Genomic DNA, 15,246 nt, shown 5'->3' on the forward strand with positions numbered 1-15,246 from the left:
CATCATTAATTTACCTTCCGCGGAGGGGATGGATTTCGGGTATCTGTTATACGGGTTTTGGTGAGCGATGCTAATGATGTAATATCGCCAGTGATTCCGTAAATAGTATAGTGAAGATGATTTATAGGTGACGATCCAATTGTTTTCATTACCGGGTCAAATATGATATACTTATAATTTTTTGTGGTATTATTTAAGTCGTTCAAGATTGTATCAATACGTTTTTTAGCAAGATTAAGATTGCCCAAAAGAACATTCTGGCCATTTAACTTTATCTCTTTGTCTTTACCAATATGAAGCTCTTTTAAATCAGCATTGTTATTTTCATCGTTAGCTCGCTTTTTAGGCCATGCATATAATGTTAACTCATTTGAAGAATTGAGATAAAACTGAAAGATAATTTTATGTTCGGCCCCGGAGGTTGAGGTTAACAAATTTTTCGTCTCCTCTTTGGACAAATACAATGTTTTGGCGATTTGACCCCTACAATCGATTGACAGCAGTAACAGAGTCGAAAAGGCACAGCCGAAAACCGGCATCCATTTCTTTTTCATTTTGCAGTTTGTTTAAGTAAGTATTAAAATTAGTTTATTCTTGATGGCAGTACCATGATCGACTTGTATAACCTATTGTCGGCCATGATCTATGGTTTTTTGGTATCAAAATCGATAATAAACAGAGCTTGTTTAACTTGAAATACTTTAGCACCTAAGGTTTCAAAAGCGAACGACTCTGCTGAAAGCTGTATATTTTACTAAATATAAATACTTTCTATTGTAATTCAAACAGTTATGAATATATGTAAAAAAACTGCTATCCTTTTGTGAACTTCTGTTCAACTGGCGCATGTAAAAAACTCATAACCAATAATAAAGCAGGTGTAAATAGCATCTCATGGGAATGGGCACCTGCAGCAATGGTCTCATTATCGGTTTGATTCGACTTCTGCCGAAAACAAAAACTCACCGGGCATGATCCGATGAGTTTTAGGCAGCATAAGGTTATTAAGCGTAAACAACGGTCAATGTAATAGGCACATTCAATGCTTTTGAAACAATACAATATGATTTGAAATTTTATTGTTTGATATTGATCGACTGTTATTTACGCTCGGCAATTAGGATCGCAGCCAGTTTATCCGGCATGGAAATAAAAGGGGTATGGCTGCTTTGCAGGTACACACTTTAGCCACTTTACCTACTTTTACCATATACTGTTGCGCAGGGTAGCTGATCGCATGGTCATTAACCGCATGGATGTAGACTTTTTTAATATTGCAGAAATTCTTTTCTGTCAGGTGAACCGGTGTAGCAAGAGGTTCCAGCGGTTCTGGTTTAATATTAGCCGCTATATATTCCTGAACTTGTTGAGGTGCATCGGCGGCAAAAATATCTGCTGCTGCATCTTTTGCGATGATCGCTGCGCCATGTTCCTGATCGATAGTAAGAGATTTGCCTATGTGAGATGCAGGGCGACTTCTCAGGTGTGCGCTGTATAACCAATTAGCGGTATTATCAAAAAAGCGCCGCCGTTTCTCACTACCAGCGGCGCATATATAAAACCAATTTACGAATTAACTGCTATTTTTTTTCCTTTTACAGGATGCTCAGGCGGGCGTACAGTTCCGCTATACACGCTTCATCTAGGAGCCATTTGGGTTTCTTTAACACATCGGGGTTTGGCGTCCAGTTATTTGTGATCAGGCCGTACTGGTCGCGGGAGTTTTGCCAGGCATAGTTCAGGTCATTTTCAATGGCAGCTATATACTGATAATTACCATCTACCTTATAAAGGGCCTCATACCCACGAAACAGCACTGTTACAAACCATGGCAGGTCTATATACATGGTTAAATTCTTATTATGCGGCACACTCGTATAATATTTATAGCTATCCGCTGCAAGCCGTTTAGCCTGTTCAAGATATTGCTTTTCGCCGGTGAACTGATAGAGCATTACAGCCGCTTCCAGTAACGACCCGGTGTTATACGTGTAAAAAGTAAGGTTCTGTTTACCATCAAGCTTTACATCGTTGGCAATAATGCCGTTGGCCGGGTCGCGCAGGGTTTTGTACATCCATGTATAAAACTTTTTACCTTGCTCCAGGTAATATTTATCTTCGCTGCCCTGGTAAATTTTCAGCGCCGTAAGCGTGGCCATGCCATTGGTACAGGCGGGTTTTTGATCTTTATGGCCCTCCAGCCATGTTACGCCGCCGCCAACGTCATCGTTCCATCCGCTTAAAATAAAGTCGAAAACGGCCTTGGCGCGTTGTAGGTACAACGGGTTTTTAGTATTGAAGTACGATTCCATATAATCGATACCCACCAGCCCGTTATCGTCGTAGTAACGATCTGTTTTTTCAAATTCTACAGGGTAGGCTTGGTAGCCTGCAGGTTTACGGACCGTATCATGGTATTGCTCTACCCCCGTTACCAAACTATCCTGGTAAGGTTTGTATTTAGCTTTTACCGATGATATTTTCAGCAGCGCATTGGTAGCCGAAAACACACCCGAGAACGGCCATAAAAAACTCACCTCTTTCTCTTTAACACCACTCCCCTGGAAATAGTTAAGCGTATCCTTTTTGTTGGATGGATAGTTTTCAGAGAACAACCCTTTTTGTGACGGTACACGGTAGCGTTTCCAGATATTGGCATACATGCTTTCGGCACGTTGCTGGTATACGGCAGTGAGTGCTTTTTGCTGCGCTGATAATGATTGAAAACATACAACCAGAGCCCCGGCAGAAACAATAAATCGTAAATAGTTATTTATAAATTTCATCAGTTCTTTTTTTTACTTATCTATAATCAGATAGCATTGCCTGGCTACGCTGCATCCATGCCTGGTCAACGCCTTCCTGCCTGGTCTCTACGCTACTGCCATCAAAATTGCAGAAATGGTAATACCCAAGATTGGTGGTATTACGCAGTTTGGAGTTCATATAATCAATATTTTGCTGGGCGTAATCAAGCCATGCTGTATTGCCATCCCTTTGGTAAAGTTTTATCATAGCCTGCGACCCCCAAACGCACCAGGCCGGGTTTATCCTGCCATCGGTGGTGTTAAATATGTAAACATGGTAAGTGCTGTTCCATAAGGTGGTGTTCATGCTACTGCCCAGGTTTTGCGCTTTGGTTATGTAGGTATTATCTGCCATGATTTGCCCATATAATAAAAAGGCTTCTACCATTATCGCGTTATCATAGGTAAACTTTTCGGTGTGTTTGGTTCCGCTGCCTGCGCCATCAATTTTCCAGATATACAGCCCGGTGCTTGTATCCAGCATATTAGTTAGCAACCAGTTTTTTATAGATATGGCCCAATCCCTGTAATAGGTTTGACCGGTGATCTGGTATAGCCTCAGGAATAATTGTAGTGCCAAACCATTGGTTTGCGTCGGCTTACTTTCTTTAACTGTGTTCCACCAAAAACCACCGCCGTAGGTATTGTCCCACTGACCGCTATTCATCAGCCAGTTTGCACATGCCTTAGCGGAATTAAGATAATTGGTTTGGGTTGTCCCGGTGGTAACATCATAAGCATCAAGGTACGCCACTCCCGAAAGAGCATTATCATCCGCATACTTATCACCCGATGCCCCGGTACCATTCACGTTGGCTGAGGCGTAGTAACCACCGTTAGGGTTTGCGCCATCCCACATGTTATTCATCCAGGCAAAAGTATTATTCATGTATGGGGCATATGCTGTAGCGCCCAACTTTACCATAGCAGCATCGGCATATATCTGGCTGATGTTATACCACTCATAAGCGGTGGTGGTTTGGGTGGTTGTATTAACCCTGTAACTGTTGTAAGTGGTTAATAAATTACCATACACAAAATTGTGCGTTTCGCCGGCTTTAATGTAATAAGCCGAGCTGGTACCCTGCGTTTTTAACTTATTTCCCCCTGTGACTGTTTCATCAACAGGCGGTTTTACAAAGGATGGGGCCTGGTCTTTTTTGCAGGCGGCAAAGCTGACGCCCAGCATGATACATGCTGCCAATAGCTTTGTGAATTGATTAGTTTTCATAATAGATTGTTTATATAGGTTAATAGAAATCATTATATAACTCCCCTTTATCTAATCCTGTTCCTCTGTCGCGCCGGCTATTTTACTGTGCCGATGGCGGCGGTGTTTTTGTGCCCCAGTTGGTATTCGGCTGACTGCCCATGATCAATGTTAATTTGCCGCCCTTCATCAACTCATCGCGGTATAGCCAGCAATTGTCTAATGATTTGCCGTTAAACGCAGCCGATTGCACGTACACGTTATCTTCCGAATTGTTCTTTGTTTCGATGGTAAGCGTTTGCCTGTTACCCAGCGTGATAGTTGCCTTGTCAAACAGCGGACTGCCCAGTTCAATTATCGGGCGGAGGTCTGTTAATCCCTTTACATCAAACAAGCCCAGGGCGTTCATTACATACCATGAGCCTAACTGCCCCTGGTCTTCGTCCTGCCCGTAGCCATAACCGTGGATGGGTTCGGTACCATAAAACTCCTGACCGATAAGCCTTGTCCATTTCTGGGTTAGCCACGGTTTGCCCGAGAAATTGAACAACCAGCTGATATGCAGGTTGGGCTGATTGCCGTGGTTGTAAATAGAGTTGATGCCTGCAAATGCATCTATGGTTTTACCGCCGCCAAAACCAAGTTTTTCTGACACGGTAAAAATGCTGTCTAAACGTTTGTTAAAATTATCCTTCCCAATGGCCTCAATAAGCCCGGCCGGGTTTTGCGGCACATAGAAAGTGTATTGCACCGCGTTACCTTCCTGGAAACCCCTCCATGGCTGGTAAGGGTCAAATTTTTCTATAAAACTACCATTTGCCCTTTTTGGCTGCATCAGTTTATTTTGCGGGTTAAAGATCTGTCTCCACCCGTTAGAATATTTGATGAATTTATCATAATCTTCCGTTTTGCCCATGGCTTTGGCCATTTGAGCCGACGCGAAGGCACTGTAGCTATACTCCAAAGTATGCGAACCCGAGAAATTTGAGCCGGTAGAATCGGTAACAAAGTCGCGGCCGGTTTGGTCCAAAAACGGTACAAAACCATGCTCTAAAAATGCTTTCGTATCCATTTTACCCGATCCAACAGCACGGTTGTTATAATTCAGCTCGTTTGCTTTAACCGCCTCGTAAGCCAAGTTTACATCGTAATTACGGATGCCTGAATTATAAGCCCCCGCTACGGCGAGGCCAACAAAGTTGGTACCCACGCCCGATACGTATTCGCTGTTAGCGATACCATCGCCAAACCAACCTTTATCTTTATAAAGCTGCAGCTGCGTGTTTACAAAGCTGCCATACCATTCCGGGTAAGATAATGACCATAACTGGGTAATGTTCCAGAAACCACCCCAGATAGCATCGCTGTTTATAAATTCGGCTTTCAGGTTTTTATCTGTTTGCGCAGGTAGCTGCCCGGTTAGACCGCCATGTTTGGGGTATGCACCGTTAACATCGCTGGCAATGCCCCTGCCCAGTAAGGCGTGGAACAGGCCCGTATAAAACTTGGTTTTGCTTTGCACATCGGCACCTTCAACCGTGATTTTGCCTAATTGTTCTTCCCATGTTTGTTGTGCCTTCTTTTTAGCCTGCTCAAACGACAGTCCGGTAGCTTCGACTGTGAAATTTTCTTTCGCATTGGCGATAGAAGTGTACGACAAGCCGGTTTTAACCTCGATGGTTTCGTTAGCGGCGGTTTTGTAATTTAATACCAATCCGGCGCCTTTACCTATAGCGGTTGTGGTGTTATCCTGTGTTTTATTACCGTTAAACGCGGTTACGGTTTCAGGCTTTTTGCTGATCTCGCCATAAAAGAACATCGCTACTTTACCTTCCGGGTCGTAGATCCTAACATATTGGGGGTATGTAATCACATAACCTTCAAAATGTGTTCCATCCAGCATTTTTATGCTGGCATCGGTAGTTTCGCCGCTTTCACCCTGCTTGTTACCAATATCAAGAATAATGTGCGATTGATCGTTCTTAGGAAAGATATACCGTTGAAAACCTACACGCCTGGTAGCGGTAAGTTCGGCAGTGATGCCATAATTATCGAGCAGCACCTTATAATATCCGGGTACTGCAACCTGGTTTTTCCGGTCGAATTTTGAACGGTAGCCGCTTACCGTGCCGTCAAGGTCGCCGGGAGTTGTCCTTAGTTCGCCGGTGGTTGGCATATAACTTATGCCACCTACCTGCCATTCATGAAAATGCACAAAACCTTCTATCGAGTTTTGGCGGGTGTCGTATCCCACGGCTTCCCACCCCGATGCGTTGCCATAATGCCCGTTTGTAGAGGGTGCCAGTTTAGCCATACCATAAGGCACCGCAGCAGGCGTATAAAAAAACCAGCGGCTATGTGCCGTACCAATATTTGGATCGACGTATTTTGAAACGCCTTCGCGTTTAATGCTGCACCCGGCGAGCATTAAAGCCATCAAAGCAATACCTGAGTTTAACTTTACTTTCATGTGGATATGTTTAGTTGCGGGCAAGCCGCATTTTATTCTTTCCTATTCGTATTTGTGCATCATTGCCTGGATCCGTTGCATCCATGCCTGGTCAACCCCTTCAATTTCGGGCGCACGGTCGTTGCCTGTAAACCCCGCAAAATAATAATAGGCGTGTGTATCCTTGTTCCTGGCCACTTTGTTTAAGGCATCAATATTATTTTTGGCATATGTAAGCCACTTGGCATCCTTGTCCTGCTCATATAGCCTGATCATACCCTGTGTACCCCATCCGCACCAGGCAGGATTTACACGTGTTTGGGTTGGGTCGGTATTAAATATATAGCCTTTGTATGATGCATTCCATAAAACGGTGTTCATGGCATTACCTATTGCCTGCGCTTTTGTTAAATAGCTGGCATCGTTCATAGCCTTGCCATACAGGATATCTGCCTCTATCATAATAGCATTATCATAAGTAAATTTTTCGATGTGTTTGGTGCCCGTACCAGCACCGTCAACCATCCAGATGTACAGACCGGTTGATGAGTCGAACATATTGGTACGCAGCCAGTTGTTCACTTTTGTGGCCCAGTTCCGGTATTCGGTATTACCGGTTAAGGTATATAACTTGGAAAAAAGCTGCATAGCAACCCCGTTTGATTGTGATGGCTTGTTTGGCTTCGCGGTATTCCACCAAAAGCCACCGCCATACGTATTATCCCAAAGGCCACTATTTATCAGCCAATCGGCGCATGCTTTGGCCTTATCCAGATAAACCTGTTTATCAGCACCTGTGGCAACGTTGTAAGCTTCCAGATAAACCATACCAGTTAGGCCGTTATCATCCACAAATTTATCACCTCCGGCACCTGTACCATCCAGGTTTACCGAGGCAAAGTAACCGCCACGCAGATCAGTCTTATCCCAAAAGCTTTCCATAAAGGCGAAGGTTTTGTTCATGTACGGCAGTGCTGTTTCGTCGCCGGCGGCTACCAATGCGGCATCTGCATAGATTTGACTGGCGTTATACCATTCAAAGCAATTGGTTGCATGCGTTGTAGTGTTGGCGCGGTAGCTAAACTTTGAGGTAAGCAGGTTATTGCTTATAAAGCTACGCGTTTCCTTTGACAGGTCCAGGTAGGATGTGGCGGTTTCCGGAGGGTCTACGGATGGCTTTGTGCCACTGCCGCCCGGTGTCACCTCTTTATTCTTACCACACGACACTGCCGTTATTACCGCGACAGCCATCAACCCGAATATTACTTTTCTCATTGTAATGATGATAGAATTTATAAAGCACCTGCAGTATAAACTGCAGGTGCGCAAATGCGTAATGGCTTATAACACCGTTACTTTATGTGTTAACGCGTCCTGGGTGAACATGACATCAACCTTAACGTGTTTTTTATCGGCCGACGGATCAAACTTGTATGTATTGTTCCACTGATCGTTGGTTACCGGCAATAAGTAAAAATAAGCAGCCGGTTTGCCCGCAGGCGGATCGTTGTTTTGAGCGCTGCTACCCATATACTCCAGGCCTGCGGCAGTATGTAAGATAAACTTATAACGCTCATCACGCCCCCACGAGAACTGGTAGAACTCAACAGCCACATTCGGTGCCTCAAATACACCATTGGCCGTATAATTAAGTGTACCAATCTCGGTGTTGTAAGCCGACATAAATAACCCGATAGATTGGATCTCGACAGATTTTGCGGTAGCCGAGGTAAAATCAAAATTTAAGCGGAAAGTCTTTTGCGCGCCGCTAACCGTGACCGGGTTGCTGCCTTCTTTGATGATGCCACTCTCCACATAGTACTGTTTGCCGCCATCGCCTGCTTTATCAATAAGGATATAGTCGCCGGCCTTTAGTGAAGTATATGTTTCAAACACGCCGTCATCCACCCTTTTAAGCTTCACCGCTTTGGCACGGTCGGTGCCGCCTTCAGTTGCCGACCCGGTAAGGTAAAGCTCGGCAGGGTTTTCGGCAAAACCGGCAGGCCTTTCTAACTGGATCGTTCTTGAAACCGTAGCCGCTTTAGCGTTCGTACCTTTTGAGGTAATAACCGTCCATATTAATTTGCCTGTAGTTGACGAGGCTATACCCGCCGTATTGGCAATTTTGTTCAGATCCTTATGCGTAAGGGTAAGCTGTGTTTGTACGCCTGCGCCGTCTGATACTATTTTGTAAACCGGCTTGCTAAAATCGCCGCCGGCTTTATCAAAGGCAACTTCGTACAACACCAGCGTACCATCTGTAGCGGCGGCGGATTCCCATTTAAATAATACCGATCCATTGCTGGTAGGATCTAACTTCACATCAACGTTATCAGCCGGCGAAGCTAAGGTACCAACCGGGGTTAAGCTCAGGTTTAAGGGCCTGCCTTCCTTTTTACAGGCGCTAATTGCGATAATGGCGAGCAGTATTACACTGCTCAGCCTGATCAATTTTTTCATCTCGTCTAATTTTTTAAGGTCTATTTGGCATACCCTGGATTTTGTCCAAGATTTTTGTTCAAATCAACATCGTGTGCAGGTATAGCCCACAGGTAATCGCGTTGAGCGTTAAACTTGCGTAACTGTGCCCGGATGTATCCATTATCTGTGCCCTGGTCTGATGAGAATTTGGCACCATGCGCGTAACCATTCATCACGGTTCCGGCTGTTTTCCACCTGCGGATATCATCTGTCCGCAAGCCTTCCATAGCAAGTTCAACCCTTCTTTCACGCCTGATGATGTTAGTCATATCGGCAGAAACCGGATAGTTTAATGCGCCTGCGTCTGTAAAACCAGCTCTTGCACGTAATGCACCAATGGTTTTGTTCCATACGGTAGCGTCCATCTGGCCAAGACTTTGTTTAGCTTCGGCATAATCAAGCAAGATCTCGGCATACCTAAACAAGTGTAAGTTATTTCCCGATACAAAATTCGCTAATGCGCTTGGATCGAAATATTTACGCCAGTAATAAGCAGTTGGCGAAGCCGCCTGCGAACCCGCACTATACTCATCCAAACCCGGCTGTACAGGGTCGGTTCCCGGTTTTATATAAATAGTTTTTGTAGAGTTATTAGGGTTTACCCATACATATTTGTCATAAACAACGGTAGCGGTTAAACGCGGGTCACGGTTAACATAAGGGTTGTTTTCTGCATAGCCAGAGCCTGTTTCTTTGATATCTTTACCATTCAGCATAATATAATCATCCACAAGCTCCTGCGTTGGCGACATGCTGCTTACGCGGCCACCAACTGTACGCGGTGCAAAATCCCAGAAGTTTTGCCAGGTGCGGGTAGTTGGCACATATTGTACCGACAGGATCACCTCGTTGCTGGTTTTATTTACCGTTGGGTCGCTAAACAATGCGCTGTAGCTGGGGGCTAAAGCATAAGTACCATAAGTGGTCTGGTTGTTCATTAGTTTTTCGCAAATGACTACTACATCAGCCATACGGTCGCCCTGGTACAATAATACCCTTGCCTGTAAGGCTAACGCCGCGCCCTTGGTAATACGGCCGTTTTCAGTTGCAGGTAAAGCATCTTTTGATGGCAGGTCGTTAACCACAGCGTTCAGTTCATCAAGTACAAATTTTACCACCGCCGCCTTTGGCGAGCGCGAAATTGTTTGCGCCTCTTCCGGTGTTGCATCATGATCAACAATCGGAACATCGCCATACCATTTGGCAAGGTTAAAATGCTCAAAAGCGCGGATAAAACGGGTCTCGGCTACCAGCCTGGTTTTTATAGCCGCCGGTAGGGTGGTATTCAAATTGATATTTTTCAGGAAAATATTGCATGATTTTATCGCGGAATAATAAGCGTTCCAGTCGCCTGCAAACTTAGCGGTTTGTGATGTGGCATTACCGCTGGCAATGATATTAAGGTCGCCTGATGATGAATAAGCGTTATCAGATATAGCCTCGGCATCAAAATATAAACTGCTGTTATATATTAAGCTATAGTTGTTGTATAAGGCGTTGTACACGTTCGCGTCAACCTTCCAAAAGGTAAGGTCAGAGAACCTATCTGTTGGTGCAATATCAAGTTTTTTACATCCTGATACCGCTACAACCGCAACAGATACGATCAAAAGCTTTTTTAAAAATTTCATTTTTATATATTTTAAATATGATCTGTTTAGAATGTTATGTCCAATCCGGCACCGTAAAATATTGGCAGCGGATATTGCCTTGCGCTGTTCGAAGCGGATCCTGGGTTAAGGTTGTTACCAAACTCAGATGTTTCCGGATCGATGAATTTCAGCTTACTTAATGTTGCCAGGTTTTGCCCTATGAGGGACACCCTTAACCTTTGGATGCCGAGTTTTTGGGTAACGCCCGTGCCAAAATTGTAGCCGATGTTAACATTCTTTAACCTTGCGTAAGCAGCATTGTACTTATAAAGGTCAGACCCGGTGCGCCAGTTGTTTGTGTTTGATGCCGAGCCTATGTTGGCCAATATCGGGTACCTTGCATCAGGGTTGGTTGGCGACCAGATATCCGTTTGGTGCTCATACACCGTTGCTCCGTAACCGTAGTGGAATGGCTCAACAAGCTCTCCCCTCAGGAATGCATCGCGTTTGCCCACACCCTGGATGAATAACGAAAGGTCGAAACCTTTGTAGGCTATGCGGTAGGTAAAACCAAATGTATAACGCGGGAACGGATTGCCTAAAATGGTTTTATCTTTTTCGTCGATGATACCATCTTTATTCCGGTCTTTAAACTTCAGGTCACCCGGTTGTACACTGTTGCCGGCTATTTTAGGCGAGTTATCTATATCCTGCTGATTTTGGAAAAAACCATTGGTTTCGTAACCGTAATATTGGGTTATCGGAGCACCAACTTTCCTGATCAATTGAAATACATCCTGGTTGTAAATGTTTTCGGTTGCAGAGCCGGTTAACTTTAACAATTTATTTTGGTTATCAGCTACGTTTACACTGAAACTTTGCGTAACATTTTTACCCCTAAGGTTATAGGTTAAAGATGTTTCCCAGCCGCTATTCCTAACCTTGGCAACGTTAAAATCGGGAGATGCCGCGCCGAATATATAAGGTACGTCAGCCCTTGGTGCCAGGATATCGCTGGTCGTAGACCTGAAATAATCAAACGTTGCGGTTAGCTTATCCTCGAATAAACCGGCGTCTAAACCGATATTCAGTTTTGCTGATTTCTCCCAGGTAAGGTCGTGGTTTGATATAAAAGTACCAGCGCCGCCAACTATGTTATTACCAAAACCGTAGGCATTGGCGTAATTAAAATAAGTGGTTTGGTATTGATAGTTACCCACATTTTGGTTACCAACAATACCATACGACGCTCTTACTTTAAGCAAGCTCAGCGTTTTTTGGATATTTTGCATAAACGATTCCTTCGATACGATCCAGCCCGCGCTTGCCGATGGGAAGAAACTTGCCCTGTTACCCGCCGCGAACCTTGATGAAGCATCGTCACGGAACAAGGCTTCAAAAAGATATTTATCCTTGTAAGCGTAATTTAGCCTGCCGATTACCGAAAGCAAACTGTAGGCGTTTACCGCGATACTGTTATTTGAATTTTGGGTGTCCACGATAGTACCCGTGGTAGGCGTGCCCAGGTATGGATCTGTTAGTGTTTTCTGTAACTGAAAACCACGCTGGCTGGTGTTTTCACTTGATACGCCTGCCTGTATTTTAAAATAATGATCCGAGATCTTTTTGCTGTACTCGGCGTAAACTTTTGTGTTTAACAATAACGATTTGCTGTTGCCATCTAAAACGGTAAGGTCGTTACCATAAACCCCCGCAGGTAAATAATCAACCTGTGTACGTCTAAAAAAGGTGCCGTTATTTTGAATAGTACCGCCAAATTCACCGGTTAGTTTCAGATCTTTGGTAATGCTTAACTGGCCGTTAAAGGCAGCAAATATTTCATCATTATCTGCCTGGTTGTAACCACCTTTTTCTAATACACCATACTCGTTGTATTGTGAAGCTATGGGGTTGGTTAAATAATTGCCGTCAGCATCCTGCCAGTTGTAGTTATGCGGTACGCGGTTGGCATCAGCAAAAATGTTATTATCGCCAACGCTGTTTGTTTTATTACGCGTTTTGGTGTAATTCAGGATGATGTTTGTCCTTAATTTGCCTATTATTGATGTTTGGTTTAACCGCAGATTATACTTTTGATAACCAAAATCGGCACCTTCACCTCCGTTACCTATCAGGTTGCTTCCCTGGTTCTGATAACCGGCAGATATATAGTACGAGTTGTTCTCGCCACCACCGGTGATGTTTACGTTGTGCGATTGCTGGGGCGCTTTCTTTAACAGGTGCTCTATATCCCAGGTACCGTTACCCTGCTCTTTTAAAGCGGCGATCTGGTCTGGCGTGTAAGCCGGTGGTAAACCCGAGTTTACCAGCGACTGGTTCTTGTAATAGGCATTGTCCCAGGCATCTACTTTATGTACCAGTACATTTGCATCTTGTAAGCCAAAATTACCGGTGTAAGAAACAGTTTGCTTTGAATTGAATTTACCCGCTTTGGTGGTTACCAAAATAACCCCATTGGCAGCACGCGAACCATAAATAGCTGCCGAACCGGCATCTTTTAAAATGGATACGCTTTCGATATCATTGGGGTTAAGGGTGTTTAAACTACCGCCAATTATACCATCAATAACTACCAGCGGCGTGTTATCGCCCAGGGTACCTACACCGCGGATATTTACGGTAACATCGCTGCCTGGATCTAAGGTGCTTTGCTGTATAATTAAGTTTGGCGATTCGCCCTGCAGTGCTTGATAGGTATTTAATACCGGCTTGTTTTCGATACTTTTTGAACTGATGGTACCCACAGCGCCGGTAAGGTTAATTTTCTTTTGGGTTCCGTAACCCACGACGATCACTTCGTTGAGGCTGGTGTTTTCGGGCTTCAGACTAATATTTATTTCGCTTTTTCCGGCGATGGCAACTTCCTGTTTTACAAAACCGATGAACGAGAAGGTAAGGTTTCTGCCTGCGTAGGCATCAGGCACGGTAAGCTTGTACCGGCCGCCAACATCTGTTACCGTACTTACGGCTGTACCTGAAATGCTAACGTTTACCCCTGGTAATGGCTGATTGGTATCATCCAATACCCTGCCGGTTACGGTTATATCAAAAGCATTTTTTTTGTAGGGATGTTTTACAGCTGATGTGTTTGCATGGGCTATACCGCAAGGCAGCGCAGCAATGCCAAGTAGCCCCACTACAAGCGACTTATTAAAAAGCCGCTTTAGTTTTTTTAATTTGTGTAATAGTTTTAATCTCATAACGATGGGTTTTATTGGTTGTACTTTGTTTTTAGGTTATTATTATCTATGGTTCAGCATCTTCTCTTTATGCCTTGCCTTTGTAGGTTTCCTTCCAGTAATGCTCAATATTTTCGAGCGAACGACCCTTGGTCTCGGGGAGCAGTTTCCAGGTTATCCAAAGTGCGGGTGAACAGCAGATGGCGAACAGCCAAAACGTCCATGACGAGCCCAGACCCTCCAGCATAACAGGGGTTAGCTGGCCAACCAAAAAGTTGCCTACCCATAAGGATAATGTTGACAATGCCATGGCCTTGCCTCGGATGGCGTTGGGGAAGATCTCTCCCACTACCACCCAGCAAACCGGGCCGAAAGAAAAGGCGAAACAGGAAATAAATGCCAGGATGAAGATCAATATCCACGGGCCTGATGTAATGCCCATCGCGAATAATGCGCCAATGACGAGCAGCGAAACCACCGCGCCGCCTACACCTGCAAAAAGCAAAGGCTTGCGCCCCCATTTATCAATGGTAAAAATGGCCACAAAAGTAAAAACCACATTAACCAGCCCAATGGTTACCTGACCGCCAAGCGCATTGTTCAGCGTAAACCCGGCCTGTTCCAGTATGCGCGGACCGTAATAAATTACTGCATTTATACCGCACGCCTGCGATAGGAATGGCAATAACAGCCCTATCCATAACGCTTTGCGGTAAACTGGTTTAAAAAGTTCCGTAAGCGAGGTATCGTCGTTATCGTCCTGTGCTCTAAAGGCCTCAATTTCCTTTGCGGCAGCTTCTTCTCCGTCAATTTTAATGAGTACGGCTTTTGCGTTTTGCTCCCGTCCTTTAAGCAGCAGCCATCTTGGCGACTCGGGCACCATAAATAACGATACCAGGAAAATAGCGGCGGGTAAAGCGCCCAGCCCGAGCATGGCCCGCCACACCTCGGCAGAAAATATGGTTTGCATACTGCCGGCACGGTGCGCATCGCCCGCGTGGTTAGCTAAGTAAGCGTTTGAGAAGTAGGCGAGTACAATACCAATAGTTAAAGCCAGCTGATAAAGCGATACCATCATCCCGCGGTAGCGGGACGGTGAGAACTCTGAGATATATAAAGGCGATACCATAGAGGCCACACCGATACCCAATCCACCAATCAGTCTAAAAATTATAAGTACCGTAAAAGAACCCGACAGCATACAACCCAGCGCCGATACCACAAATAATATGGCTGCTAATATCAATACTATCTTACGGCCATACTTGTCGCTCAGTTTACCTGAAAAACTTACCCCAATAATGCAGCCAAGCAGGGCGCAGCTTACGAACCAGCCTTCGCTAACCGCGCTCAAGCTAAAATCGTTCTTTACCAAACTAACCGTACCGGAAATAACCGCCGTATCAAACCCAAATAAAAACCCGCCAAGTGCTGCCACAACGCACACCAGGTACAGGTAAGCACTACTCTTTTTTAAGGAGACAGGATTTATTGTATCTATCATTTC

General features: G+C 44.7%; 9 protein-coding genes. All 9 read right to left on the bottom strand.

Annotated elements, in window-relative coordinates; genetic code table 11:
- Window positions 1-5: 5 nt before the first annotated feature.
- Window positions 6-554: a hypothetical protein gene (locus tag SNE25_RS20335; RefSeq protein WP_321560836.1), complete on the bottom strand. Its 549-nt coding sequence runs from the start codon at window positions 552-554 to the stop codon at window positions 6-8.
- 1,041 nt (window positions 555-1,595) lie between these two features.
- On the bottom strand, window positions 1,596-2,786 hold the full coding sequence (locus SNE25_RS20340; RefSeq protein WP_321560837.1) for a glycoside hydrolase family 76 protein: 1,191 nt from the start codon (window positions 2,784-2,786) through the stop codon (window positions 1,596-1,598).
- Window positions 2,787-2,802: 16 nt separating this feature from the next.
- Window positions 2,803-4,038, bottom strand: a complete 1,236-nt coding sequence (locus tag SNE25_RS20345; protein ID WP_321560838.1) for a glycoside hydrolase family 76 protein — start codon at window positions 4,036-4,038, stop codon at window positions 2,803-2,805.
- 82 nt (window positions 4,039-4,120) lie between these two features.
- Window positions 4,121-6,487 carry a GH92 family glycosyl hydrolase gene (locus SNE25_RS20350; protein ID WP_321560839.1) on the bottom strand — a complete coding sequence of 789 codons (2,367 nt, stop codon included), beginning with the start codon at window positions 6,485-6,487 and terminating at the stop codon, window positions 4,121-4,123.
- A 42-nt stretch (window positions 6,488-6,529) separates the two neighbouring features.
- Window positions 6,530-7,741, bottom strand: coding sequence for a glycoside hydrolase family 76 protein (locus SNE25_RS20355; RefSeq protein WP_321560840.1), 1,212 nt, complete (start codon window positions 7,739-7,741; stop codon window positions 6,530-6,532).
- A 66-nt stretch (window positions 7,742-7,807) separates the two neighbouring features.
- Window positions 7,808-8,926, bottom strand: a complete 1,119-nt coding sequence (locus SNE25_RS20360) for a SusE domain-containing protein (protein WP_321560841.1) — start codon at window positions 8,924-8,926, stop codon at window positions 7,808-7,810.
- A 20-nt stretch (window positions 8,927-8,946) separates the two neighbouring features.
- Window positions 8,947-10,578: a RagB/SusD family nutrient uptake outer membrane protein gene (locus tag SNE25_RS20365; RefSeq protein ID WP_321560842.1), complete on the bottom strand. Its 1,632-nt coding sequence runs from the start codon at window positions 10,576-10,578 to the stop codon at window positions 8,947-8,949.
- Window positions 10,579-10,604: 26 nt separating this feature from the next.
- Window positions 10,605-13,760 (bottom strand): SusC/RagA family TonB-linked outer membrane protein, encoded by a 3,156-nt coding sequence (locus tag SNE25_RS20370; protein ID WP_321560843.1) that lies wholly within the window; start codon window positions 13,758-13,760, stop codon window positions 10,605-10,607.
- 67 nt (window positions 13,761-13,827) lie between these two features.
- A complete protein-coding gene (locus SNE25_RS20375; RefSeq protein WP_321560844.1) occupies window positions 13,828-15,243 on the bottom strand; it encodes a sugar porter family MFS transporter in 1,416 nt (471 codons plus the stop codon).
- Between the last annotated feature and the right edge of the window lie 3 nt (window positions 15,244-15,246).

It is taken from the genome of Mucilaginibacter sabulilitoris (assembly GCF_034262375.1).
In the GTDB taxonomy this organism is placed as follows: Bacteria; Bacteroidota; Bacteroidia; order Sphingobacteriales; family Sphingobacteriaceae; genus Mucilaginibacter; species Mucilaginibacter sabulilitoris.

Coding starts and splice junctions, on each gene's coding strand:
- SNE25_RS20370 (WP_321560843.1), bottom strand. CDS start 13,760: ATGAGATTAAAACTATTACACAAATTAAAAAAACTAAAGCGGCTTTTT.
- SNE25_RS20340 (WP_321560837.1), bottom strand. CDS start 2,786: ATGAAATTTATAAATAACTATTTACGATTTATTGTTTCTGCCGGGGCT.
- SNE25_RS20355 (WP_321560840.1), bottom strand. CDS start 7,741: ATGAGAAAAGTAATATTCGGGTTGATGGCTGTCGCGGTAATAACGGCA.
- SNE25_RS20375 (WP_321560844.1), bottom strand. CDS start 15,243: ATGATAGATACAATAAATCCTGTCTCCTTAAAAAAGAGTAGTGCTTAC.
- SNE25_RS20345 (WP_321560838.1), bottom strand. CDS start 4,038: ATGAAAACTAATCAATTCACAAAGCTATTGGCAGCATGTATCATGCTG.
- SNE25_RS20365 (WP_321560842.1), bottom strand. CDS start 10,578: ATGAAATTTTTAAAAAAGCTTTTGATCGTATCTGTTGCGGTTGTAGCG.
- SNE25_RS20360 (WP_321560841.1), bottom strand. CDS start 8,926: ATGAAAAAATTGATCAGGCTGAGCAGTGTAATACTGCTCGCCATTATC.
- SNE25_RS20335 (WP_321560836.1), bottom strand. CDS start 554: ATGAAAAAGAAATGGATGCCGGTTTTCGGCTGTGCCTTTTCGACTCTG.
- SNE25_RS20350 (WP_321560839.1), bottom strand. CDS start 6,487: ATGAAAGTAAAGTTAAACTCAGGTATTGCTTTGATGGCTTTAATGCTC.